Origin of the sequence: Kitasatospora sp. NBC_01300 (assembly GCF_041435235.1) — a bacterium.
Classification (GTDB): Bacteria; Actinomycetota; Actinomycetes; order Streptomycetales; family Streptomycetaceae; genus Kitasatospora.
Window position 1 is genome coordinate 1057836 of sequence record NZ_CP108409.1, and the last position, 25905, is coordinate 1083740.

Genomic DNA, 25905 nt, shown 5'->3' on the forward strand with positions numbered 1-25905 from the left:
CATGGACGTTCAGGGCGTGATGACGGAGCTGCACGGCATCCTCGGCACCGAGGGGCTGGAGCGGGTCGAGGAGTGCCTGCGCATCCTCACCGGCGAACAGGCCCCGGAGTACCTGCACGACGACCAGGAGCCGACCCGGCTGTTCTTCCCCGGGATCAGCGCCCTGCCCTGGCACGACACCGCCGAACTGCCCTGGGTGGCCCGGATGGAGGAGGCGTACGACCGGATCAAGGCCGAGTTCCTGGAGCTGCGCGCCGAGCAGGCCCGCTTCGCCCCGTACGAGGACCTGTACACCAAGGAGCTCGGCTGGCAGGGCTGGGACACCTACCAGCTGTACCGCAACGGCAGCTGGCGCGACGAGGTCCTGGAGCGCTGCCCCGAGACCCACGCCGCCGTCTCGGCGAGCCCGCACGGGCCGCGCGACGGCATGTTCACCATCCTCAACCCCGGCGTGCACATCACCCCGCACACCGGCGGCGTGAACCTGCTGCTGACCGCGCACCTGCCGCTGATCGTGCCGCCCGGCTGCGCCATCAAGGTCGGCGACGACGAGCGGGGCTGGGAGGAGGGCAAGGTGATCCTCTTCGACGACAGCTTCATCCACGAGGCCTGGAACAAGGGCACCCAGCAGCGCGCCGTCCTGCTCTGGGACGTCTGGCACCCGGAGCTGACGCCCGTCGAGGTCCGGGCCCTGGAGTTCCTGATGCCCCGTTTCCAGCGCTACCTCATGGCGGTCTGAGCCGCACGGCGGCCCTGAACCCCATGGCGGTCTGAGCCCCGGCCGCGTACCCGGTCCTGCCCGCCCCGCCGCGCGCGGAGCCCACCTCACCCACGGAGAACACCTTGAACGCACAGCCGGTCATCCCCGACGAGGCCGAGACCGACGGCCGGGTCGCCGTCGTCGGCCTCTCGGGCCGCTTCCCCGGAGCCGATTCCGTCGACGCGCTGTGGGAGCTGCTGGCCTCCGGCACCGAGGCGATCAGCCGGTTCGGCCCCGAGGAGCTGCGGGCCGCCGGGGTGCCGGACGGCGAGGCCGGCAAGCCCGGGTACGTGGCCGCCAAGGGCGTGCTGGCGGATGTCGCCGGCTTCGACTCCCAGCTGTTCGGCTACAACGCGCTGGAGGCCTCGGTCATCGACCCGCAGCAGCGGATCTTCCTCGAATGCGCCTGGGAGGCGCTGGAGGACGCCGGCTGCGACCCCGACCGGGCGCGCGGGCCGATCGCGGTCTACGCCGGGTCGCTGCTGAGCACCTACCTGATCCACAACCTGCTGCCGCGCACCGACCTGCGGGACTCCCTCGGCGTGCCGATGCTCTTCCAGGGCAACCAGCCCGACCAGCTGGCCCCCCGCGCCGCGTACAAGCTCAACCTGCGCGGCCCGGCGGTCAGCGTGCAGACCGCCTGCTCGACCTCGCTGGTCGCGGTGCACCTCGCGGTGCAGAGCCTGCTGTCCGAGGAGTGCGACCTCGCGCTCGCCGGCGGCGTCACCGTCACCGTGCCGCACCGCTCCGGCTACCTGCCGGTGCCCGGCGGCATCGAGTCCCCGGACGGGCACTGCCGGCCCTTCGGCGCCGAGGCGGCCGGCACGGTCTTCGGCAACGGCGCGGGCGTCGTGGTGCTCAAGCGCCTCGCCGACGCGCTCGCCGACGGCGACCGGGTGCACGCCGTCATCCTCGGCTCGGCCGTCAACAACGACGGTGCGAACAAGGCGGGTTACACCGCCCCGGGGGTCGCCGGCCAGACCGCCGTGATCCGCGAGGCGCTGTCCGTCGCGGGCGTCGCCCCGGACAGCATCGGCTACGTCGAGGCGCACGGCACCGGCACCCCGATCGGCGACCCGATCGAGGTCGAGGCGCTCACCGCCGCCTTCCGCGCCGAGCAGGACGCCGACGACAGGTCCGCCACCGGCTGGTGCGGCCTGGGCTCGGCCAAGTCCAACCTCGGCCACCTGGACACCGCCGCCGGCGTCACCGGCCTGATCAAGGCCATCCTGACGGTGCGCGGCGGCCGCATCCCGGCGAGCCTGCACGCCGAAGCCGTCAACCCCGAACTCGGCCTCGCCGACAGCCCGTTCTTCGTCCCGGCCGGCCTCACCGACTGGCCGGTCGCCGACGGCCCGCGCCGGGCCGCCGTCAGCGCCTTCGGCATCGGCGGCACCAACGCGCACGTGATCCTGGAGCAGGCCCCCGAGCCGGTACCGCGCGAGGCCGCCGCACCGGGCGCCGTCCCCGTCGCCCTGCCGCTGTCGGCCCGCACCGCCGCCGCGCTGGACGCCGCCGCCGAACGGCTCGCCGACGACCTCGCCGCCCACCCGGACCGCCCGCTGGCCGACGTCGCCCGCACCCTGCGCACCGGCCGCCGCCAGCTGGTCCAGCGCCGCGTCGTGGTCGCGGACGACACCGCCGCCGCCGTGGCCGCGCTGCGCGGCGCCGGCCGCCGGGAGTCGGTCCGGGCCCGCGCCGGGCAGGGCGCCGCCCCCGTCGCCTTCCTGCTGCCCGGCCAGGGCGCGCAGTACCCGGGCATGGCCCTGGGCCTGCACCGGGCGCACCCGGTCTTCCGGGCCGCCCTGGACGAGGCCGCCGACCTGCTGCGCCCGCACCTGGGCCTCGACCTGGTCGAGCTGCTGCGCGGCGGCGACGCCGACCTGCTGCGCCGCAGCTCCGTCACCCAGCCCGCCGTGCTGGCGGTCGGCCACGCCACGGCCTCGCTGTGGCGGCACTGGGGCGTGCGCCCGGCGGCGCTGCTGGGCCACAGCCTCGGCGAGTACACCGCGGCGCTGCTCTCCGGCGTCCTCGACCTGCCCGAGGCGCTCGCCCTGGTCGCCGCCCGCGGCCGGCTGATGGAGCAGACCGCGCCCGGCGCGATGCTGGCCGTCCCGCTGGACGAGGCGGCCGCGGCCGACCTCGCCGCCGCGCACGGCCTGGACCTCGCCGCCGTCAACGGACCGGGCGCCTCGGTGCTGTCCGGCAGCGCCGAGGCCGTCGAGCGGGCCGCCGCCGAGCTGGGCGAGCGGGGCCTGCGCGCCCTGCGCCTGCCGGTGGAGCGGGCGTTCCACAGCGCCCTGTGCGCGCCCGCCGCCGAGCAGTTCGCGGCCGAGCTCGCCAAGGTCACGCTGCACGAGCCCACCGTGCCGTTCCTGTCCAACCTCACCGGTGACTGGATCACCCCGGAGCAGGCCACCGACCCCGGTTACTGGGTGCGCCAGATGCTCGCCCCGGTGCGCTTCCACGACGGGCTCACCCGCCTGGCGGCGCTCGACGAGCGGATGGTGCTGGTGGAGACCGGCCCCGGCAGCGTGCTGACCGACCTGGCCCGCGCGGCCGCCGAGGGCACCGCCGGGCCGCGGCTCGCCCTGCCGCCGCTGCCCACCCGCGGGCGGCGCGGCGCCGAGGACGAGCCCGGCAGCGCCGTCCTCGCGCTCGGCAGCCTGTGGGCGCACGGCGCCGCCGTCGACTGGGAGCCCGTCGACGCCGACGCCCGCCCCGCCGACCTGCCCGGCTACCCGTTCGAGCGGCTCCCGCACTGGATCGAGCCCGCCGTCCCCGGCCGGGCGCCCGCCACCGCGCTGCCCGCCGCGGACCTCGACGCCGTCCACGCGACCGTCGACTGGCGCCCGCTCGGCGAGAGCGCCGGGGACGACCCGCTGGCCGGCCGCCGCCAGACCTGGCTGGTCCTGCTGGACCGGGCCGCCGCCGCCCAGCCCCTGGTGGAACTGCTGACCGCACGCGGCCAGATCGTCACCACCGTCCAGCCCGGCCCGGCCTACCGCCGGGTGCGCCGCGGCGTCTACGAGCTCGACCCCGCCGACCCGGCCCAGTACGCGAAGCTGCTGGCCGACCTGCGCGGCCTGGTCCGCACGCCCACCGCCGTCCTGTACGCCTGGGGCCTGGACGAGACGCCGGACGAGACCGCCGGCTACTTCGGCCTGGTCCACCTCGCCCGGGCGATGTCCGCCGAGAGCGTGCTGAACGAGGTCCGGCTCGGCGTCGTGACCGCCGGGGCCTTCCCGGCCGCCCCCGGCGAGCAGCCCCGGCCCGCCGCGGCCCTGCTCAGCGGCCCGGTCCAGGTGCTCGGCGAGGAGTACCGCAACCTGCGCTGCACCCAGGTCGACCTCGCCGTCGGCGCCGCGCTCGACGAGGCCGCCGCCGACGCGGTGGTGCGCGCCGTGCTCACCGGCCCGGCCCGGCTGCTCGCCCTGCGCGAGGGCGCTCTGCTCACCCGCGCGGTCGAGCCCGCCGAGCGCCCCGTCCCGACCGCCCCGGCCCGGGTGCGGGCCGGCAGCACCTGGCTGCTCACCGGCGGCCTCGGCGGGATCGGCCTGACCCTCGCCCGGGCCCTGGCCCGGGCCGGCGCCGCCCGGCTCGTCCTGCTCGGCCGCGGCGCCGCCGACGAGGCCGCGCTCGCCGCAGTGCGCGAGAGCGGCGCCGAGGTGCTGGCCGTCCAGGCCGACGTCACCGACGCCGAATCGCTGGACCGGGCGCTGGAACAGGCCCGTTCGGCCTTCGGCCGGATCGACGGCGTCGTCCACGCGGCCGGCGTGCCCGGCGGCGGCTCCATCGAGCTGCGCTCCGACGACAGCATGCGCACGGTCCTCGCCCCGAAGACCGCCGGCCTGCGCCACCTGCTCGCCGCGCTGCGGCCCGGGGAGGCCGAGGTGCTGGTGCTCTGCTCCTCGCTCGCCACCCTGATCCCGACCTACGGCCAGGCCGACTACGCGGCCGCCAACGCCTACCTCGCCGCCGTCGCGGAGGCCGAGGCCGCGCGCGGCGAGCGCCACGCGGTGGCCGTCGACTGGGACATGTGGGCTGGCGTCGGCATGGCCAGCCGGGCCGAGGTCCCCGAGGCCCTGCGGGCCTTCCAGGCCGACATGCTGGCCGGCGCGCTCACCCCCGAGCAGGGCGCCCGCGCCTTCGCCGCCCTGCTGGAGGGCCCGCCCGGACGGGCCGTGGTGGCCCGGGCCGGCGCCGCGATCGCGGACGGCACGCTGCGCACCTCCGCCGCCCCGGCCGCCGAGGCCCCCCGGACGGCGGCCCTGCCCCGCCCCGAGCTCGCCACGCCGTACACCGCCCCGGCCACCCCGACCGAGGAGCGCCTGGCCGAGATCTACGCCGAACTGCTCGGCCTCGACCGGGTCGGGGTGGACGACGACTTCCTGGAGCTCGGCGGGCACTCGCTGCTGGCCGCCCAGATCGCGGCCCGGCTGCGGGCCGAGTTCGAGGTCGACGTCCCCGCCCGGGTCTTCTTCGAGGGCGGCCGCGTCGCCGACCTCGCCACCGAGATCGAAGACCGCATCCTCGCCGACCTGGAGAACCAGTGACCAACCCCGCAGGCCGCCGCGAGGACCGCCTCGCCCGGCTCACCCCCGAGCAGCGCGCCGCCTTCGAGGCGCGCGCCCGGGGCCGCGCAGGCACCACCCCGGCCGCCACGGCCGGCCCCGCCGCCACCGCCCCCGCCGTGCCGCCGCGCGACCCGGCGCTGCCGGCGCCGCTGTCCTTCGGCCAGGAGCGGCTCTGGTTCCTGGAGCAGCTCACCCCCGGGCTCGGGGTGTTCAACGAGTACGTGGGCCTGCGCCTGAGCGGCCCGCTGGACGTCGCCGCGCTGGAGGCCGCGCTGGACGGCCTGGTGGAGCGGCACGAGGCGCTGCGCACCGTCATCGCCGCCGGCCAGGACGGCCCGGTGCAGCGGGTGCTGGAGCGCACCGCCCCGGTGCTGCGGGTGGTCGAGCCGGCCGGCGGCGAGGCCGGCTGGAGCGAGGCCGAGGAGCGCGCGCTGGCCGAGCGGGAGTCGGCCCTGCCGTTCGACCTGGAGCACGGACCGCTGCTGCGCGCCCTGCTGATCCGCTCCGCGCCCGAGCGCGCCCTGCTGGTCGTGGTCAACCACCACCTGGTCGGCGACGCCTGGTCCCGCGCGGTGCTCGTGGAGGAGCTCTGCGCCCGCTACCGGGCCTTCCGCGAGGGCGGCCCGGCCCCTGAGCCGCTCGCCGTGCAGTACGCCGACTGGGCGCAGTGGCAGCGCCGCGAACTCACCGACACCGCGCTGGCCGAGCCGCTCGGCTACTGGCGCGAGCGGCTGGAGGGCGCCCCGCACGTCCTGGAGCTGACCACCGACCGGCCCCGGCCGGCCGTGCCCGGCCACCGGGGCGGCCGGGTGCACTTCACCCTGGACGCCGCCACCACCGAGGCCGTGGAGGGCGCGGCCCGGGCGGCCCGGGCCACCCCGTTCATGGTCACGCTGGCCGCCTGGCAAGCCGTCCTGATGCGCCACTCCGGCCAGCAGGACGTCGTGGTCGGCGTGCCCACCGCGGGCCGCGACCGGCCCGAACTCGCCGGGCTCGTCGGCATGTTCGTCAACAGCCTGGTGCTGCGCTCGGACCTCTCCGGCGACCCGACCTTCGGCGAACTGCTCGGCCGGGTGCGGGAGACCTCGCTCGGCGCGCTGGCCCACGCCCAGGTGCCCTTCGAGCGCCTGGTCCGCGAGCTGCGCCCGGACCGCGACCTCAGCCACGCCCCGCTCTACCAGGTGCAGTTCGGCTACCGCAACGTCCCCGCCCCCGACATCGCCCTGCCCGGCGTCACGGTCGAGCTGGTCGAGCTGGACAACGGCCTGTGTCGCACCGACCTGAGCCTGGAACTCGCCCGTGACGGCGAACTCACGGCAGGCGTCTGCGAGTTCAGCGGCGACCTGTTCGACGACGACACCGTGCGCACGCTGACCGAGGCCCTTCAGCGGGTGCTGGCCCGCGGCGCCGCCGACCCCGGACTGCGGCTCTCCGAACTGCTCGCGCTCACCCCCGTCGAGCAGGCCCTGCTGGCCTCGGCCGGCGACGGCCCGGCGCTGCCCGCGGACGCGCCGGACGTCGTGACGGCCTTCGCCGAGGCCGTGCGCACCCGCCCGGACGCCGAGGCCGTGCTGCCCGGCGGCCGCCCGGAGCTGGCCCTCACCTTCGCCCGACTGGACGCCCGGGTCGACGAGTTGCTCGCCCGGCTCCAGGCCGCCGGGGTGCGCCCCGGCGACCGGGTCGGCCTGTGCCTGCGCCGCGGCACCGACCTGCCCGCCGCCATGCTCGCCGTGCTCCGGGCCGGCGCCGCCTACCTGCCGCTCGACCCGGACTACCCGGCGGCCCGGCTGCGCCACGTGGTCGAGGACGCCGAGCCCGCCGTGGTCGTGGTGCACGCCGCGACCCGGGACTCCGCGCCCGCCGGCGCCCCGCTGCTCGACCTCGACGCCCCGGCCGAGTCCGCCGGACCCGCGCCCACAGCCGCACCCGTGGATCCGGACGCCCCCGCGTACGTCATCCACACCTCCGGCTCGACCGGCCGCCCCAAGGGCGTCGTCGTGCTGCGCCGCAACCTCACCGCCTTCCTGGCGGCGATGGACCGCGTGCTGGCGGACGACGGGGAGCCCGCCACCTGGCTGGCCGTCACCAGCGTCTCCTTCGACATCTCCGTCCTGGAACTGCTCTGGACGCTCAGCCGGGGCCACCGCGTCGTGGTCAACCCCGACCCCGGCACGGCGGCCCCCGCCCCGGCCGCACCGGCCGCACCGGCCTCGCAGGACGCCCCGGCCGTCCCCGAGTTCAGCCTCTTCTACTTCGCCAGCGACACCGCCGGCGCCGAGCCCGGCCCCGACCAGTACCGGCTGCTGCTGGACGGCGCCCGCTTCGCCGACACCAACGGCTTCTCCGCCGTCTGGCTGCCCGAGCGGCACTTCCACGCCTTCGGCGGGCCGTTCCCGGCCCCCTCGGTGCTGGCCGCCGCGATCGCCCAGGCCACCCAGCGGATCGGGATCCGGGCCGGCAGCGTGGTGCTGCCGCTGCACCACCCCGTCCGGGTCGCCGAGGAGTGGTCGGTCGTCGACAACCTGTCCGGCGGGCGGGTCGGGCTCTCCTTCGCCTCGGGCTGGCACGCGGACGACTTCGTCCTCGCCAAGGACGCCTACCAGGACCGCCAGGCGCTCACCGTCAGCGGGATCGAGCAGGTGCGCCGGCTGTGGCGCGGCGAGCGGCTCCCCTTCGAGGGGCCCGGCGGCCGCACCGTCGACGTCCAGGTGCTGCCCCGCCCCGTCCAGGCCGAGCTGCCGTACTGGCTCACCTCCTCGGGCAACCCCGAGACCTGCCGGACGGCCGGCCGGGTCGGCGCCCGGCTGCTGACCCACCTGCTGGGCCAGAGCGTCGAGGAACTCGGCGAGAAGATCGCCCTCTACCGGGAGGCCTGGCACGAGGCCGGCCACCCGGGCGAGCCGCACGTGACCCTGATGCTGCACAGCTACGTCGGCGCGGACGCCGCCGACGTCCGGGCGCACGCCTGGCAGCCGTTCCGCGACTACCTGCGCAGCTCGGTCGGCCTGATCGAGAACCTGGCCCGCGGCCTCGGCATGGACGTGCGCAGCAACGACTTCACCGCGGAGGACCAGGAGGCCCTGCTCGACCACGCCTGCGCCCGCTACCTGGGCCACGGCTCGCTGATCGGCACCGCCGAGGAGTGCCTGCCGCTGGTGCACCGGCTGGCCGCGGCCGGCGTGGACGAGATCGGCTGCCTGGTCGACTTCGGCGTCGACACCGACGTCGCGCTGGCCGCCCTGCCCCGGCTGGCCGAGCTGCGCCGCACCGCGGCCGCCGCACCGGCCGCCCTCGCGGTCGCGGCCGACACCGAGCTGACGGCGCTGGTGCGCGCCCACGGCGTCACCCACCTGCAGTGCACCCCCTCGCGGGCCCGCACCCTGCTCGACGAGGCCGACCCGCAGGCCCTGCGCGGCCTGCGGCAGCTGCTGCTCGGCGGCGAGGCCCTCGACGCCGAGCTGGTGCGCCGGCTGGCCGAGCACCTCGGCGGCCCGATCCGCAACATGTACGGGCCGACCGAGACGACCGTCTGGTCCACCACCGCCGAGGTCGACCCGGCCGAGGGTCTGGTCACCATCGGCGGCCCGATCGCCGGCACCACCGTGCGCGTCCTCGACCCGTACGGGCGGCGGGTGCCCGTCGGCGTGCCGGGCGAACTCCTGATCGGCGGCGCCGGGGTGACGGCCGGCTACCTCGGGCTGCCCCGGCTCACCGACGAACGCTTCGTCGCCGACCCCGAGGCGACCGACCCCGCCTCGGCAAGCCCCGAGTCGGCCGGCTCCGAGTCGGCCGGCCCGGGCTCGGCCGACCCCGCCGCCCGGCTGTACCGCACCGGCGACCTCGTCCGCACCCTGCCCGACGGCCGCCTCCAGTACCTCTCGCGCAACGACCACCAGGTCAAGATCCGCGGCTTCCGGATCGAGACCGGCGAGGTCGAGGCCGCGCTCACCGCGCTGCCCGGCATCCGCCAGTGCGTGGTCACCGCCTACGGCCTGGGCACCGCCCGGGCCGCGCTGGCCGCCTACCTGGTGCCCGAGGACCCGGCCGCGCCGCCCGCCCCGGCCGAGCTGCGGGCCGCCCTGGCCGGGCAGCTGCCGGGCTTCCTGATCCCGTCCCGGTTCATCCCGCTCGACGCGCTGCCGCTCACCGGCAACGGCAAGGTCGATCGCGCGGCGCTGCCCGCCCCCGAGACCGTCCCCGCCGCCGGCCGCGACCGCACCGCGCCCGCCACGCCGACCGAGGAGCGGATCGCCGCGATCTGGCGCGAGGCCCTGACGCTCGACGAGGTCGGCACCGAGGAGGACTTCTTCGAGCTCGGCGGCCACTCCCTGCTGGCCGCCCGGATGGTCGCCGGGATCCGCCGCGACCTGGACGTCCAGCTGCCGCTGCGCACCCTGTTCGACTCGCCGACCGTCGCCGCCCTCGCCCGGGCCGTGGACGCGCTGGGCGCCGGCGGGGCCACCGCGGCGCCCGCCCAACCGGTCGAGCTGCTGCCCGACCCGGCCCGCCGCCACGAGCCCTTCCCGCTGACGGACGTGCAGCGCGCGTACTGGATCGGCCGCAGCGGCGCCGTCGGCGGCGACGTCGCCTGCCACCTCTACCTCGAAGTGGACGTCGCCGACGTCGACCCGCTGCGCCTCCAGGACGCCTGGCAGGCCCTGGTGCGGCGGCACGACGCGCTGCGCCTGGTCTTCGCCGAGGACGGCACCCAGCGCATCCTGCCCGAGGTGCCCGCGTACCAGCTGGCCGTCGAGGACCTGCGCGGGCTGCCGGAGCCCGAGCGGGCCGCCGCCCTCGCCGGGACCCGCGCCCGGATGTCGCACCAGGTGCTGCCCGCCGACACCTGGCCGCTGTTCGAGCTGCACGCCAGCCGGACCGAGGGCACCGACGCCCGGCTGCACCTGAGCATCGACACCCTGATCGCCGACGGCGGCAGCGTGCAGATCCTGCTGCGCGAGCTGCTGGCGATCTACCAGGGCTCGCTCGACCCGCGCCCGATGGAGCTCTCGTTCCGCGACTACGTGCTGGCCGAGCGGACCCGCCGCGAGGGCCCCGCGCTGCAACGCGACCTCGACTACTGGCACGGCCGCCTGGAGACCCTGCCGCCCGCCCCCGCGCTGCCGCTGGCGCGGCGTCCCGAGGAGCTGACGCAGACCAGGTTCCACCGCCGCGAGGCGCACCTGCCCGCCGAGCTGTGGGAGCGGCTGAAGAGCCGGGCCGCCGCCGGCCGGGTCACACCCTCGGCGCTCGCCCTGGCCGCCTACGCCACCGTGCTCGGCACCTGGGCGGCGGCCGACCGCTTCACCCTCAACCTGACCCTGTTCAACCGCGTCGGCGACCACCCCGACCTGGCCGCCATGGTCGGCGACTTCACCGCGCTCAGCCTCTTCGAGGTGGACGGCGCGACGGCCGGCTCCTTCGCCGAGCGGGCCCGCCGGCTCCAGGACCGGCTCTGGGAGGACCTGGACCACCAGCTGGTCAGCGGCGTGCGGGTCGGCGGCGACCTGGCCCGCCGACGCGGGGTGGCCGACGCCGCCATGCCGGTCGTCTTCACCAGCGAGCTCGGCGCCGGCGAGGTCGGCGGCAGCCAGGTGCTGCGGGAGCTCGGCGCCCGGGTCGCCCACACCATCACCCAGACCCCCCAGGTCTGGCTGGACCACCAGATCTCCGAGGACGAGGGCCGGCTGCGGCTGACCTGGGACGCCGTCGAGGAGCTCTTCCCCGAGGACCTGCTCGACGCGATGTTCGAGGCCTACACCGGCCTGCTCACCGCCCTCGCCGAGCGGCCCGACGCCTGGACGGACCCGTACCTGGCCGCCCTGCCCGCCGCCCACGCCGAGGCCTACCGCGCGCTCAACGCCACGGACGGCCCGCGGCCCGACGGTCTGCTGCACGAGCCGTTCCTCGCCCAGGCGCGCACCGCCCCCGAGCGGACCGCCGTGGTCTCCGCCACCGGCACCGTGACCTACGGCGAGCTGGAGCGCGCCTCCGCCGCCGTGGCCCACGCGCTGCGCGGGGCCGGCGTCGGCCCCGGCGACCTGGTCGGCGTGCGCGCCGACCGGGGCTGGGAGCAGGTCGCGGCCGCGATCGGCGTGATCCGGGCCGGCGGCGCCTACCTGCCGCTGGACGCCGGACTGCCGGCCGCCCGCGTCGCCCGCTCGCTCGAACACGCCGGCGCCACCGCGCTGCTCGCCCGGGAGTCCTGGGACGCGGCCGGCGCGGTGCCGGCCGGGGTCACCCTGCTGGGCTTCGAACAGGCGCTGGCCGCCCCGGCCGACGCCGAGCCGGCCCCGGCGCCCACCACCCCGGCGGACCTCGCGTACGTCATCTACACCTCGGGCTCCACCGGTGACCCCAAGGGCGTGATGATCGACCACCGCGGCGCGCTCAACACCGTGGTGGACGTCAACGACCGGTTCCGGGTCGGCCCCGCCGACCGCGTCCTCGGCCTCTCCTCGCTCGGCTTCGACCTCTCGGTCTACGACCTGTTCGGCACCCTCGCCGCCGGCGCCGCGCTGGTGCTGGTCGGGCCCGGGGAGGAGCGCGACCCCGCGCGCTGGTCCCGGCTGGTCGCCGAGCACGGCGTCACCGTCTGGAACTCCGTCCCCGCGCTGATGGAGATGCTGCTCGCGTACGCCGGCGGCAACCCGGCCGCCGACCTGGAGTCGCTGCGCCTGGTCATGCTCAGCGGCGACTGGATCCCCGTCGGCATGCCCGACCACGTCCGCGCTCTGTCGCCCAAGGCCGAGGTGATCAGCCTGGGCGGCGCCACCGAGGCGTCGATCTGGTCCGTGCTGCACCCGATCGGCGCGGTCGAGCCGGGCCGCCCGAGCATCCCGTACGGGCGGCCGATGCGGAACCAGGGCATGGTCGTCCTGGACGAGGCCTTCCGGCCGCGCCCGGTCGGCGTCGCCGGCGCCCTGTTCATCACCGGCGTGGGCCTGGCCGTCGGGTACCGCAACGCCCCCGAGCTCACCGCCCGGGCGTTCCCGACCCACCCGGTCACCGGGGAGCGCCTGTACCGCACCGGCGACCTGGCCAGGCTGCTGCCCGACGGTGAGCTGGAGTTCCTCGGCCGGGAGGACTGCCAGGTCAAGGTGCGCGGCATGCGCATCGAGCTGGGCGAGATCGAATCGGCGCTGGTCCGGATGGACGGCGTCCGGGAGGCGGCGGCGCTGGTCGAGGGCAACGGGCTCGGCGCCCGGCTCGCGGCCTTCGTGGTCCGCGAGGCCGCCCGGCCGCAGCCCGCCGCCCCCGCTCCCGCGGCGGCCCCGGCCCTGGACGCCGAGCGGGTCCGCCGGCTGGAGGCGCGCCTGCGCCAGCCCGGCCGCCGCGCCGACCTGGCGGGCCGTGAGGTCCTGCCCTTCGCCCTGCCGACCGACACCCTGGACCTGCGCCGGGCCGCCGCCCTGCGCGGCGCCGCCACCGGGTTCGCCGACGCCCCCGTGCGGCTGGCCGACCTGCACGCGCTGCTGACCGTGCTCGCCCGCCAGGACGAGGACGGCGTGCCCCGGTACGCCTACGGCTCGGCCGGCGGCCTGTACCCGGTGCAGACCTACCTGGCCGTCGCCCCCGGCAGGGTGGCGGGCCTGCCGGCCGGCACCTACTACGTCGACCCGGCCGGGCCGGCGCTGGTCGCCCTCGACGGAGCACCGGGCTCGGCCCGGGCGCTGGACCGGGCGCTCTACAGCGAGGCCAACGGGCCGCTGCTCGACCAGGCCGGCTTCGCCGTCTTCCTGGTCTCCCGGACCGCCGCGATCGCCCCGGTGTACGGCGAACTCGCCGACCGCTTCTGCCTGTTGGAGGCCGGGGCGATGGCGCAGCTGCTGCGCCACCGCGCCGCCGACTGCGCGGTGGCGCTCTGCCCGATCGGCGACGTCTTCCCGGATCCGCTGCGCGAGGCGCTGCGGCTGGAGGAGGGCCAGCGCGTGCTGCACACGCTCGTCGGCGGCCGACCGCTGAACGCGTCCGCCGAGGAGCCCGGCTCCGGCACCGACTGGACGGCCGCGCTGCGCGACGCGCTCGCCGAGCGGCTGCCCGGCTACATGGTTCCGCAGCGGGTGCGGGCGGTCGAGGCGCTGCCGCTGTCCGCCAACGGCAAGGTCGACCGGGCGGCGCTCGCCCGGCTGGGCGCCGCGGTGCCCGCCCCCGCCGTCGTCTCCGCCGTCCCCGTCGCCCCCGCCCTCGCGGCGGCCCCGGCTTCACCGGTGGCGCGAGCGGCGGCGCACCGGCCGAGCGCGCTCGGCGCGATGGAGCGGCTCACCGAGCTGTGGCGGGAGGTGATGGACGGGGCGGAGGTCGGCGTCGACACCAACTTCTTCGAGGCCGGCGCCAACTCCATCCACCTGGTCCGGGTCCAGCGGCGGATCGCCGAGGACTTCGGGCAGGAGCTCTCGGTGGTTGAGATGTTCGACCGGCCGACCATCCGTCACCTGGCCGAGCTGCTGGACCGGCCGGCCGGCGCCCCGGCGCCGCAGGCGCTACCGGCTGCATCGGCACCCGAGCCCGCCTCGGACACGGCCGGACCCGACACCGCTGGACCCGACACCGCCGCATCCGACACCGCGCAGCCCGCCGGCGGCGACCGCCGGCAGCACCACGAACGGCGCCGCGCCGCCCGCCGAGGCGGCTCCGGCACCGGCCCGACCGGCTGACCCCGACGGCCGGCGGCCGACACCCCGCACCCCGTGCCGGGTGTCGGCCGCCGGACCCCCGCGAGCCGCGTCGCATCACCACCCATGAGGAGAAAGCCCGATGACCACCCACGCCCCCGGGGGCCCGGCCGCCGCACCGCCGGACCTGCCGGACGCGATCGCCGTGACCGGCCTCGCCTGCCGGTTCCCCGGAGCTCCCGACGCCGGGGCCTTCTGGGCCAACCTGGTCGCGGGCCGCGAGAGCGTCACCTTCCGGAGCCCCGAGGAGCTGGCGGCCCTGGGCGTCCCCGCCGAACGGCTGGCCGACCCCCGGTTCGTCGGGGCGGGCGGCGTGCTGGAGGGCCTCGCGGAGTTCGACGCCGAGTACTTCGGCATCCCGCCCCGCGACGCCGAGCTGATGGACCCCCAGCACCGGCTGTTCCTGCAGTGCGCGGTCACCGCGCTGGAGGACGCCGGGCAGCTGACCGACGGCGTCGAGGGCGGCGTGGGCGTCTACGCCTCGGCCGGCTTCAACTCCTACCTGACGCACCACCTGCTGCCCAACGCGGCCCACCTGGCCGACCGGGCCGACGTCCAGTGGCTGGCCGCCGGGGACAAGGACTACCTCGCCACCCAGACCTCCTACCGGCTGGGCCTGACCGGCCCGAGCCTGAGCGTGCAGAGCGCCTGCTCCTCCGCCCTGCTCGCGGTCCACCTGGCCGCCGAGGCGCTGCTCAGCGGCGAGTGCGACGTGGCGCTGGCCGGCGCCGTCTCCGCCGGGATCGGCCAGGGGCTCGGCTACCTGCACGCCGAGGGCGGCATCCTCTCCGCCGACGGGCACTGCCGCCCCTTCGACGCCGACGCGACCGGCACGGTCTTCGGCAGCGGCGTCGGCGTGGTGGTGCTGAAGCGGCTGGCCGACGCGGTCGCCGACGGCGACACCGTACGGGCCCTGCTGCTCGGCTCGGCGGTCAACAACGACGGGAACCGCAAGGTCGGCTTCACCGCGCCGAGCCTGGACGGACAGGTCCGGGTCGTCTCGGCGGCCCAGTCCGTGGCCGGGGTCACGCCCGGCGAGGTCTCCTGCATCGAGGCGCACGGCACCGGCACCGCGCTCGGCGACCGGATCGAACTCGCCGCGCTGGGGCGGGTGTTCGCGGACGCCCCGGACTCCCGCCGGGTGCTCGGCGCGGTCAAGTCGAACGTCGGCCACCTGGACACCTGCGCCGGGATGGCCGGGCTGATCAAGACGGTGCTCGCACTCCAGCACCGCACGCTGCTGCCGACCGTGCACTTCGAGAGCCCCAGCCCCGAACTGGCCCCGGGCCTGTTCCGGGTGCTGACCGAGGCCGAGCCGTGGTCCGGCCGCGACGGCGCCCGGATCGCGGGCGTCAGCTCCTTCGGCATCGGCGGCACCAACGCCCACCTGATCCTCCAGGACGCGCCGCCGCTGCCCGCCGCGCCCGCCGCCGAGCCCGCGCAGTGGGAGCTGCTGCCGCTGTCCGCCAGGAGCGAGCGGGCGCTCGACCGGGCCGCCGAGCGGATCGGCACGGCGCTGGCCGCCCCCGGTGCGCCCGGCGCGGGCGACGCCGCGTTCACCCTCCAGACCAGGCGGCGCCACCACCCGTGGCGGCGCGCCGTCCTGACCGGGCGTTCGGGCGAGGCGTCCCCCGCCGCCCAGGCCGTCCAGGCCGTCGGAACCGGTCGGAAGGTGGCCTTCCTCTACCCCGGGCAGGGGGCCGGCCACCCCGGTATGGCGGCCGAGCCGTACCGCGCCGAGCCGCTCTTCCGCGCCGCGCTCGACCGCTGCCTGGACGCCCTGCGGCCGTGGACCACGGCGCCGCTGCGCGAGCTGCTGCTCGACCCGGCCCACCCGGACCTGTTCGACCGGACCGAGACCGCCCAGCCGGCCCTGTTCGCGGTGGAGTACGCGCTCACCGCGTGGTGGACGGGGCTCGGCATCCGGCCGGTCGCACTCGCCGGGCACAGCGTCGGCGAGTTCGCGGCCGCCTGCGCCGCCGGGGTCTTCGACCTGCCCGGCGCCGCCCGGCTGGTGGCCGAACGCGGCCGGCTGATGGGCACCATGGCACCCGGCTCGATGCTCAGCGTCCCGCTGCCCGAGCCGGAGCTGCGCGCCCTGCTGGACGACCCGGCCGGGCCGGAGCTGGCCGCCGTCAACGCGCCCGACCGCTGCGTGGTGGCCGGCGCCCCCGAGGCGGTCGCGCGGCTCGCCGAGCGGCTGGCCGCGCGCGGTGTGGCCGCCCGGCAACTGGCCGTGCGGCACGCCTTCCACTCCCGGGACGCCGAACCGCTGCTGGAGGAGTTCGCCCGGCTGGTCGCCACCGTCCCGGTCCAGGCGCCCGCCGTGCCGCTCGTCTCCGGCCTGACCGGGCGTGAGCTCACCGCCGAGGAGGCCGCGTCACCGGAGTACTGGGCGAGCCAGCTGCGGCACACCGTCCGCTTCGCCGACGCGCTCGCCGCGCTGCCGGGCGACGGCCCGCTGCTGGAGCTCGGCCCCGGCCGGGGGCTGAGCGGCTTCGCCGTGCGGACCCTGGGCGCCGGACGCCCCGCGCTGCCCACCCTCGGCGGCGCCGCGCCCGCCCCGGACCAGCCGCTGGCCCGGCTCACCGCGCTGGCCCGGCTGTGGGAGCGGGGCACCGAGGTCGACTGGTCCGCCCTCGGCGAGCGCGCCGGGCGCCGGCACGTCTCGCTGCCGGGCTACCCGTTCGAGCCCACCCGGCACTGGTTCGAGCCCACCGCCGCCGAACCCGCCGCCGTCACCGCCCAGGGCCCCGCCGGGCCCGCGCAGGTTTCCGACGGTGCGAGCGGCGTGGACGACTGGCTGCACGTCGTGTCCTGGACGCAGGCCCTGCCGCCGTCCGGCACCGGGCCGCTCCCGCCGTCGGTGCTCCTGCTCGCCGACGAGTCCGGCCTCGCCGAGGCCGTCGCCGGAGAGCTCGCCGCCGCCGGTGCCCAGGTCAGCCTGGTCCGCGCCGGGGCGTCCACCGCGCTCACGCACGGCACCCCGTTCACGCTCGACGCCGACGACCCCGCCGCCTTCCCCGCGCTGGCCGCCGCCCTGGCCGCGCGCGGCACCGCGCCGGACGCCGTCCTCTCCTGCTGGGCCCTGGACACCCCGCCGCTGCGCTCGGCCACCCCGGGCGAGGCGGCCGACGGCGCGCTGCGCGCCCTCACCGTCCCGGTCCAGCTGGCCCGGGCCCTGGGCGAGGCGTTCCCCGGCCGGCCGCTGCGGATGCTGCTGGTCACCGACGCCGCCCACGGGGTGCACGGGCAGCCCGCCCGCACCCCGCAGGCCGCCGCCGGGCTGGGCGCGGTGCGGGTGCTGCCGCAGGAGCTGCCCGGCGTCACCGTCCAGGCCCTCGACCTGGACTGCCCGACCCGGGAACCCGAGGAACTGGCCCTGGCGGCGCAGACCGTGGTGGCGCAGCTGCGCGCCGGGCACGCTGCGGCGCCGCTGACCGCCGTCCGCGGCCGGGCGCACCTGGTGCCGGCCCCGGAGCGGCCCGTCCTCACCGACCCGGCCGGGCCGCAGCCCGCCGCGCCGTCCGGCGTGTGGCTGGTCACCGGCGGCCTGGGCGGGATCGGTCTGGCCGTGGCCGGCCACCTCGCCGAGGACGCCGACCGGACGCTCGTCCTGCTCACCCGCCGTGCCGTCCCCGACGGCGCCGGCTGGCGGAGCCTGCGCCCCGAGGACGCGGCGCCCGCCGCGAGCTGCCCGCCGGAGCTGGCCGAGGCCCTCGCCGGGCTGACCGCGCACGGCGCCCGGCTCTGCCTCGTCCAGGCGGACGTCACCGACGAGGCCGCGCTCGGCGCCGCGCTCGACCGGGTCCGGGCCGCGTACGGCCCGATCGCCGGGGTGGTCCACGCCGCCGGGGTGCCCGGCGGTGGCGTCACCGCCCTGCGCAGCGCCGGGGAGATGGCGCGGGTGCTCGCCCCCAAGGTGCTCGGCACCGTCCTGCTGGAGCGGCTGACGGCCGTGGACCGGCCGGTGCTGGTGCTCTGCTCCTCGGTGCTGGCGGTCACCGGCGCGGTCGGCCAGGCCGACTACACCGGCGCCAACGCCTTCCTGGACAGCTTCGCCGCCGGCTCCCGGGCCGCCGTGTCGATCGGCTGGGACCGCTGGTCGCAGACCGGCATGGCGCTGCGGTCCGGCCGGCGCGACTGGCTCGACGGCGGCGAGGTGCTCGACCACGCCCTGTTCGACGCCCGCCGGGCGGAGCCGGACGGGACGGTGGAGCTGCGGCTGCGCCGCACCGGGCAGAGCGCCTGGCCGGCCGAGGAGCACCGGATCGGCGACGTCCCGGTCCTGCCCGGCACCGCGCTGCTCGAACTCGCCGTCGCCGGGCACCGGTTGGCGGTCGGGGACGGGCCGGTCGAGCTGGACGCGGTCTTCACCCACCCGCTGCGGATGCCCGCCGACGCCCCGCCCGAGGTCACCCTGCGGCTGCGTCCGGCGCCCGACGGCGGGCACCTGTGGGAGGTGCGCTCCACCGCCGTGCCGTCCAGGCCGCACGCCCAGGGCCGGATCGCGCCGTACGGGGGCGACTCCCCCGAGCGCCTGGACCTCGACGGCCTCGCGGCCCGCTGCGCCCCGGTGCCGCAGGTCGCGGTGTCCGCCGCCGCCGGGGAGCGGCCCGGCGGCGCCAGCGGGCTGCGCACCGGGCCGCGCTGGGAGAGCGTCACCGAGGTCCGCGAGGACGGGCGCGGCGGGGCGATGCTGCGGCTGCGCCTGCCCGAGGCGTTCCACGGCGACCTGGCCGCGCACCCGCTGCACCCCGCGCTGCTGGACACCGCCACCGGCGCCGTCACCGCCCGCACCGGCAGCCACCTGCCGGTCGCCTACCGCCGCCTGGTGGTGCTCGGCCCGCTCGGCCCCGAGGCCGTGGTGCGGGTCGACCGCCGCTCCGGTGACGCCGGGGCGGGCGACACGCTGGTCGTCGACGTGGTCGTCGCCGGGCCGGACGGCGCTCCGGCCGTGCTCGTCGAGGGCTTCGTGCTGCGCCCGGCCCCGGCCGCCCCCGGCCCGGACGCGGGGCACGCCGCGGCCGCCGGGCCCGAGCAGGGCGGCATCCCGACCCGGGAGGGCCTGCTGGCCTTCGACCGGATCCTGGCCAACCGTCACCTCCCGCACGTGCTGGTCAGCCCCCGCGCGGCCGGGCCGGCCACGCCCGTCCCGACCGCATCGCAGGCCGCGCCGGAGGCCGCCCTGGCGTCCGCACCGGCGACCGGCCCCGAGGGGCTGGAGGAGCAGATCGCCGCGGTCTGGTCCCGGTTGCTGGGCGTCCCCCGGATCGGCCCCGAGGACAGCATCTTCGAACTCGGCGGCGACTCCCTGCTGATCGTCCAGATCACCGCCGAACTCCAGCGGCAGGGCCTGACCGTCTCCCCCGGCGACCTCTTCGCCCACCCCACCGTCGGACAGCTCGCCGCCCGGCTGCGCGCGGACCGCACGCCCGCCGCCGCCCCGGCGTCCGACACCCCCGCCCCGCCCACCGCTCCCACCGAGCCCGATCCGGCCCCCGCGAAGGGGGCGGGCGAGGCGTTCTCGGACGCGGACCTCAGCGAAGACGACCTGGCCCGGGTATTCGCCCTGTTCCGGTCAGGAGAGGACACCAAGTGAACGACATCGAGGACATCTACCCGCTCTCGCCGACCCAGGAGGGGATGCTCTTCCACAGCACCACCTCCCCCGAGCACGGCCTGTACGTCGAGCTGACCACCTTCCGGGTGCGCGGCGAACTGGACCTGACGGAACTGGGAGCAGCCTGGCAGCGGGCGATCGCCCGGCACCCGGTGCTGCGCACGGCCTTCGTCCGCGAGCGGATCCGCACCCCGCACCAGGTGGTGCTGCCCAAGGCGGACCTGCCGATCGAGTTCCGCGACCTGTCCGGGCTGGACGAGCCGGCCCGGGAGCGCGCCGTCGCCGAGGAGCTGGAGCAGCGCGCCCGCGAGCGCTTCGACCTGGCCCGGCCGCCGCTGATGCGGCTGCTGGTGCTGCGCCTGCCCGACGAGCACCTGGTGGTGTGGACGTACCACCACCTGCTGCTGGACGGCTGGTCCGCCGCGCTGCTGCTGGCCGAGGTCACCGCCGGACTGTCCGGTGACGCCGCCGAGCCGCCCGCGCCGCCCGCCTTCCGCGAGTACATCGCCTGGCTGGGCCGTCAGGAGGCCGAGCGCGACCGCGCGTTCTGGACCGGCTACCTGGCGGGCTACCGCGAGCCGGCGACGCTGAGCCTGCCCGGCGTGCGCCCGGGCGCCAAGCCGTCCGGCGACTTCCGCACGGTGCGGGCCGAGCTGCCCGCCGAGACCGTCACCGCGCTGCGGCGGCTGGCCGCCGGCAAGGCGACCACGCTCAGCAGCCTGGTCGAGGCCGCCTGGGCGGGGACGGTCGCGCGCCACAGCGGCCGCGACGACGTGGTGGTCGGCGTGACCGTCTCGGGCCGCCCCGTCGACCTGCACCGGGCGGACCGGATGCTCGGGATGTTCATCAACACCGTCCCGGTGCGGGTGCGGATCGACCGGGAGCTGCCCGGCGACGAGTGGCTGGCCCGCCACGCCGCGACCCGCCACCCGCTGCTGGACCACCAGCACACCCCGCTGACCGACATCCAGCGCTGGGCCGACACCGCGCCCGGCGTGCCGCTGTTCGACACCGTCGTGGTGGTCGAGAACTACCCGGACCGCACCGAGGCGGTGCTCTCCCACGGCGCGGTCACGGTCAGCGACGTCCGCTACGAGACGCGGACCAACTACCCGGTCACCCTGGTCGTGCGGGCCGCCGCCGAGATGCAGCTCCAGGCGGTGGTGGACGCCGGGCGGATCACCCCGGAGGAGACCGGCGCGCTGCTCGACCACGTCGTCGCGGTGCTGACCCGCATCGCCGCGCAGCCCGGCCGCCCGGTCCGCGAGCTGCTCGCCGTCCCCGAGGCGGCCCGCGCCCGCCAGCTCGACACCTGGAACGGCAGCGAGATCGACCGCGGCGAGCCGTCGGCCCTGCTGTCCGGGCTGATCGACGACGCGGTCCGCAGCCGCCCGGACCACCCGGCGGTGGTCGACCAGCAGACCCGGTACAGCTACCGCGAACTCGACCGGCGGGCCGAGGCCCTGGCCCGGCAGCTGGCCGCGCGCGGCGTGCGCCCCGGCGACCGGGTGGGCGTCTGCCTGGGCCGCAGCGCCGACCTGGTGACCGCGGTGCTGGCCGTCGCCCGGGCCGGGGCCGCGTTCGTCCCGCTCGACCCGGCCCACCCGGTGGAGCGGATCGGCCTCGTCCTGGCGGACGCGGCCCCGGCCGTGGTGCTCACCGACGCGACCGGCGCGCCCGCGCTGGCCGGCTGGGACGGCACCGCCGTCGACCTGGCCTCCCTGGACCTGGCCGACCTCGACCTGATGCTCCAGGAGGCCGCCGACCCCGCCGCCGCCGAGCTGCCGGGCGCAGCCCCGGACGGCCTCGCCTACCTGATGTTCACCTCCGGCTCCACCGGCCGCCCCAAGGGCGTCGCCGTCGGCCACCGGGCACTGGCGAACCTGGTGGACAGCCTGGCCCGCCGTCACCCCGGCCTCGACGGCGACACCCGCTTCCTCGCCCTCACCACGCTCGGCTTCGACACCTCGCTGGCCGAGCTGCTGGTGCCGCTCGCCGTCGGCGCGACGGTGCACGTCGGCGGCCAGGCCCTCGGGCTGAGCGGCCGCGAACTCGACCGCTACAGCGTCGAGCACGGCATCACCGCGCTCCAGGCCACCCCGTCCCGCTACCGGGCGCTGCTGGACTCCGACTGGCAGGGCGCCGGCCGCCCCCGGCTCTACAGCTGCGGCGAGGCCTTCCCCGCGGACCTGGCGGCGCCGCTGGCCGAGCGCGGCGAGTCGGTGTGGAACATGTACGGGCCGACCGAGACCACCGTGTACTCCAGCGTCGAGCGGATCACCGCCGACACCACCCGGGTCACCGTCGGCCGCCCGATCGCCAACACCGTGCTGCACGTGCTGGACACCGTGGACGGCGAACTGCTGCCGGTCGGCTGCGTCGGCGAGCTGTGCATCGGCGGCGACGGCGTGGCCCAGGGCTACTGGCAGCGGCCCGAGCTGACGGCCGAGCGGTTCGTCACCGACCCGTTCACGGGCGGCCGGATGTACCGCACCGGCGACCACGCCCGCCGCCTGCCCGACGGGCGGATCGAACTGCTCGGCCGGATGGACCGCCAGCTCAAGCTGCGCGGCTACCGGATCGAGCCCGGCGAGATCGAGCAGGTCCTGCTGGCCCTGCCCGAGGTGGCGGCCGCCGCGGTCGCCGTCCGGGAGGGCCGCCTGGTCGCCTGGGTGGTGCCCGCGGACCGGGGCGCCCCGCTCGACACCCCCGGGGTCCAGGCCGGGCTGCGGCGCTCGCTGCCCTCCTACATGGTCCCCGAGGCGGTCACCGTCCTCGCCGAGCTGCCGCTCACCCCGGCCGGCAAGACCGACCTGCTCGCCCTGCCCACCCCGGCCGGGTTCGCCGACGAGGCCGCGCCGAGCGGCGGGCCGGGCGGCACGGCGGACCACGAGGCGCTGGTGGCCCGGCTGTTCCGCGAGGTCCTGGCACTGCCGGAGGTCGGTTTGGACGACGACTTCTTCGAGCTGGGCGGCGACTCGCTGCGCGCCCTGCGACTGGTCTCCCGGCTGGAGGCGGAACTCGGCTGCTCGCTCGACATCGAGCTGCTCTTCGACTCCTCCACGGTCCGCGACCTCACCGCGGCCATCGGCCCCGCCCTGGCCGACGCCGACGCACCGGCCGACGCCGACGCACCGGCCGGCTCCGACGCCCCGGGCTCCGACGCCGACCAGTGAACCAACCGGCGTCCCGGCGGCCGGCCCCGGCCGCCGGGACGCCCCTGCACCGACCACACCGATTGGACACAACCTCCATGGCTAGCTCTACGGCCACGATTCTCGACGACGGCGAACGACGGCTCGACACCCTGCTGCTCTCCCGCTGGGAGGCCGACCCGGCGCAGCCCGCCGTGGTCGACGGCGACCGGGTCCTGCTCGCGGGCGAGCTCAGGGACCGCACCGTGCGGGTCGCCTCGCTGCTGTGCGAGCGGGGGGTACGCCCGGGCGAGCGGGTCGCGGTCTACCTGGAGCGCTCGGCCGACTTCGTGGTCGCCGTGGCCGGGGTGATCCTGGCCGGCGCCGCCCAGGTCGCCTTCGACGTCAACGACCCGGTCGCCCGCACCCTCGACATGCTGGCCGACTGCACGCCCCGGCTGCTGATCACCACCCCCGAACTGCGCTCCCGCTTCCCCGAGTTGCCGGGCACCGAGGTCGTCACCGTCGACGAGTGCGCGGCGGCCCGCCCGGCCGGCCCGTTCGAGCCGGCGGCCGACCTCGCCGAGCAGCCCGCGGTCGTCATCTACACCTCCGGCTCCACCGGCCGGCCGAAGGCCTCGCTGATCCCGCACCGGGCGGTGACCACCCGCCTGCGGGCGCTCCAGCGCAGCCACGGACTCGGCCCGGACGACCGGATGCTGCACCACACCGCGTGCAGCTTCGACATGTTCCTGATCGAGGTGTACTGGCCGCTGATCACCGGCACCACCATCGTCATCGCCGCCCCCGGCCGCCAGCGCGACGCCGACTACCTCGCCGAGACCATCCGCGCCGCCGACATCACCATCTTCTACTGCGTGGTCTCGCTGCTGGAGCTGTTCCTGCTGGCCCGCGGGCCCGAGGAGCGCTTCGACGGCCTGCGGCGCGTCCTCACCGGCGGCGAGCCGCTCGCGCCCGAGCTGGTCCGCCGCTTCCACGCCCAGTCCACCGCGCCGCTCACCAACCTCTACGGGCCGAGCGAGTGCACCATCTACTGCACCGCCTGGGTGCCCCCGCGCGACCCCGGCCTGGACACCGTCTACATCGGCCCGGCCATCGAGGACACCACCCTGTGGATCCTCGACGAGGACGGCAAGCCCGTACCGGACGGCGAGCCCGGCGAGCTCTACATCGGCGGCGAGGGCCTCGCCCTCGGCTACCTCAACCGGCCCGAGCTCACCGCGGAGCGCTTCGTCCCGGACCACCTCGGCGACGGCCCCGGCCCGCTCTACCGCTCGGGCGACCTGGTCCGCACCCACCCGGTGGGCGGCCTGGAGTTCCTGGGCCGGGTCGACCTCCAGGTGAAGATCCGCGGCTACCGGATCGAACTGGGCGAGATCGAGTCCGCCGCCCTGCGGGTGCCCGAGGTCCGGCAGGCGGCCGTGGTGGCCCACGGCCGCGGCAGCGACGCCCGGCTGGTCGGCTTCCTGGTGCTCGCACCCGGCGCCGAGCCCGCGAGCGTCACCGCCGCCGTGCGCGAGACGCTGCGCGGCGCCCTGCCCTCGTACATGGTCCCGGCGTCGCTGGCCACCGTCGACTCGATGCCGCTGACCGCCAACGGCAAGCTGGACCGCGCCCTGCTGACCGAGCGGGCCGGGGCCGTCCTGCCCGCCGTCACCGACGAACCGCAAGCACCGCCCGGCGACGGCGTGGCCGCCACCGTCACCACGGTCTGGTGCGAGGTCCTCGGACTGCCCGCCATCGGCCCGGACGACGACTTCTTCGAGATCGGCGGGGACTCCTTCAAGGTGGTCCGCGCCACCCGCAAGCTGGAGGCGCTGCTCGGCGTCGAGGTCCCGATGCACCTGATGTACGACGAGCCCACGGTGACGGCCTTCACCGCCGCCCTGGCCGAGCAGGGACCGGAGGGATCGCGGTGACTGCCCAGGTCGTCCGTTCCTTCGGCGAGCTCGACGCGATCGCCCGCGATCCGTCGGCCCCCGTCGTCACCCTGTTCAGCGGCGGGCTGGACAGCAGCTACCTGCTGCACCGCCTGGCCCGGGCCGGCGCCCGCAACGTCCACGCCGTCAGCGTCGACCTCGGCGAGGACGAGAGCAGCGAGCACAAGCAGCGGATCGCCGACCGGCTCGGCATCCGGCTGCACCTGGTCGACGGCCGGCAGGAGTTCGCCGAGGACTACGTCCGCCCGGCCATCGCCGCGCACGCCGTCTACCTCGACACCCACCCGGTCAGCTCCTCGCTCAGCCGCCCGCTGATCGCCAAGGTCGCCGTCGACACCGCCCGCGAACTCGGCGCCACCACCGTGCTGCACACCGCCAACCGCTCCCAGAACACCCTGCGCCGGCTCAACGGCGCCCTCGAACTGCTCGGCTTCGCCGGACGCTACGGCAGCCCGTACGACCTGGACCCGGTGGACCGGGACCAGAAGATGCGCGAGCTCAAGGAAGCCGGCCTGGAGCAGCTGAGCGAGCGGCTGGTCAGCGGCGACTCCAACCTGTGGTGCCGGGAGTTCGAGTCCGGGATCCTCGACGACCCCGAGGACCACGCCGTGCCCGAGCGGCTCTACCAGTGGAGCGCGCTGCGCCCCGCCGAGGCCCCGGAGGCCGTCGAGGTCGCCTTCGAGGCCGGCCGTCCGGTCGCGGTGGACGGCCGCCGGCTGCCGCTGACCGAGCTGATCGACACCCTCAACCACCTGGTCGGCGCGCACGGCCTCGGCCGGTACAGCGGGCTCGAACACCTGGGCCACGGGCCGAAGGTGCTGGAGATCCGCGAGATGCCCGCCGCCTGGCTGCTGCTGCGCTCGCGCCGCCACCTGGAGACGGCCACCCTCTCCGCCGAGCTGCTGCGGGAGAAGCTGAACCAGGAGCAGCTGTGGGTCCGCGAGGCGCTGGAGGGCCGCTGGTTCGGCGAACTGCGCCGCGCCAGCCAGGCGTTCATCGAGGTCTGCTCGGCGCACGTCACCGGCTCGGTGCGGTGGCGGCTCTCGGCGGGCTCGGCCGAGACCCGGGCCGTCGTCGCCGACCGGCCGCTCTACCTGCGCGACCGGGAGGCCTGGGAGCACCGGTCCGTCGCCGCCGAGCGCGCGGCGTTCAGCCCGAACCAGCCGCAGGAGCGCTGA

At 77.0% G+C, this 25905-nt stretch carries 7 protein-coding genes; all 7 read left to right on the top strand.

Annotated features, from left to right (window positions below; all coding sequences use genetic code 11):
• Position 1: 1 nt before the first annotated feature.
• Positions 2–739, top strand: a complete 738-nt coding sequence (locus OG556_RS38035) for an aspartyl/asparaginyl beta-hydroxylase domain-containing protein (RefSeq protein ID WP_331744769.1) — start codon at positions 2–4, stop codon at positions 737–739.
• Between the two features lie 104 nt (positions 740–843).
• Positions 844–5316 (top strand): SDR family NAD(P)-dependent oxidoreductase, encoded by a 4473-nt coding sequence (locus OG556_RS38040; protein ID WP_331744771.1) that lies wholly within the window; start codon positions 844–846, stop codon positions 5314–5316.
• Entirely contained in the window at positions 5313–13991 is an 8679-nt protein-coding gene (locus OG556_RS38045; protein ID WP_331744773.1) for an amino acid adenylation domain-containing protein, read from the top strand. The genes OG556_RS38040 and OG556_RS38045 overlap by 4 nt, the downstream gene beginning before the upstream one ends.
• Before the next feature lie 100 nt (positions 13992–14091).
• On the top strand, positions 14092–19611 hold the full coding sequence (locus OG556_RS38050) for a type I polyketide synthase (RefSeq protein WP_331744775.1): 5520 nt from the start codon (positions 14092–14094) through the stop codon (positions 19609–19611).
• Positions 19608–22808, top strand: a complete 3201-nt coding sequence (locus tag OG556_RS38055; protein ID WP_331744776.1) for an amino acid adenylation domain-containing protein — start codon at positions 19608–19610, stop codon at positions 22806–22808. Before OG556_RS38050 ends, OG556_RS38055 begins: the two co-directional genes overlap by 4 nt.
• Before the next feature lie 77 nt (positions 22809–22885).
• Complete coding sequence (locus tag OG556_RS38060; protein WP_331744777.1) at positions 22886–24706, top strand: non-ribosomal peptide synthetase; 1821 nt, start codon at positions 22886–22888, stop codon at positions 24704–24706.
• The gene (locus tag OG556_RS38065; protein WP_331744778.1) at positions 24703–25905 is read left to right on the top strand and encodes an argininosuccinate synthase-related protein; all 1203 of its coding nucleotides are present in this window, start codon (positions 24703–24705) and stop codon (positions 25903–25905) included. The genes OG556_RS38060 and OG556_RS38065 overlap by 4 nt, the downstream gene beginning before the upstream one ends.

Coding starts and splice junctions, on each gene's coding strand:
- OG556_RS38035 (WP_331744769.1), top strand. CDS start 2: ATGGACGTTCAGGGCGTGATGACGGAGCTGCACGGCATCCTCGGCACC.
- OG556_RS38050 (WP_331744775.1), top strand. CDS start 14,092: ATGACCACCCACGCCCCCGGGGGCCCGGCCGCCGCACCGCCGGACCTG.
- OG556_RS38060 (WP_331744777.1), top strand. CDS start 22,886: ATGGCTAGCTCTACGGCCACGATTCTCGACGACGGCGAACGACGGCTC.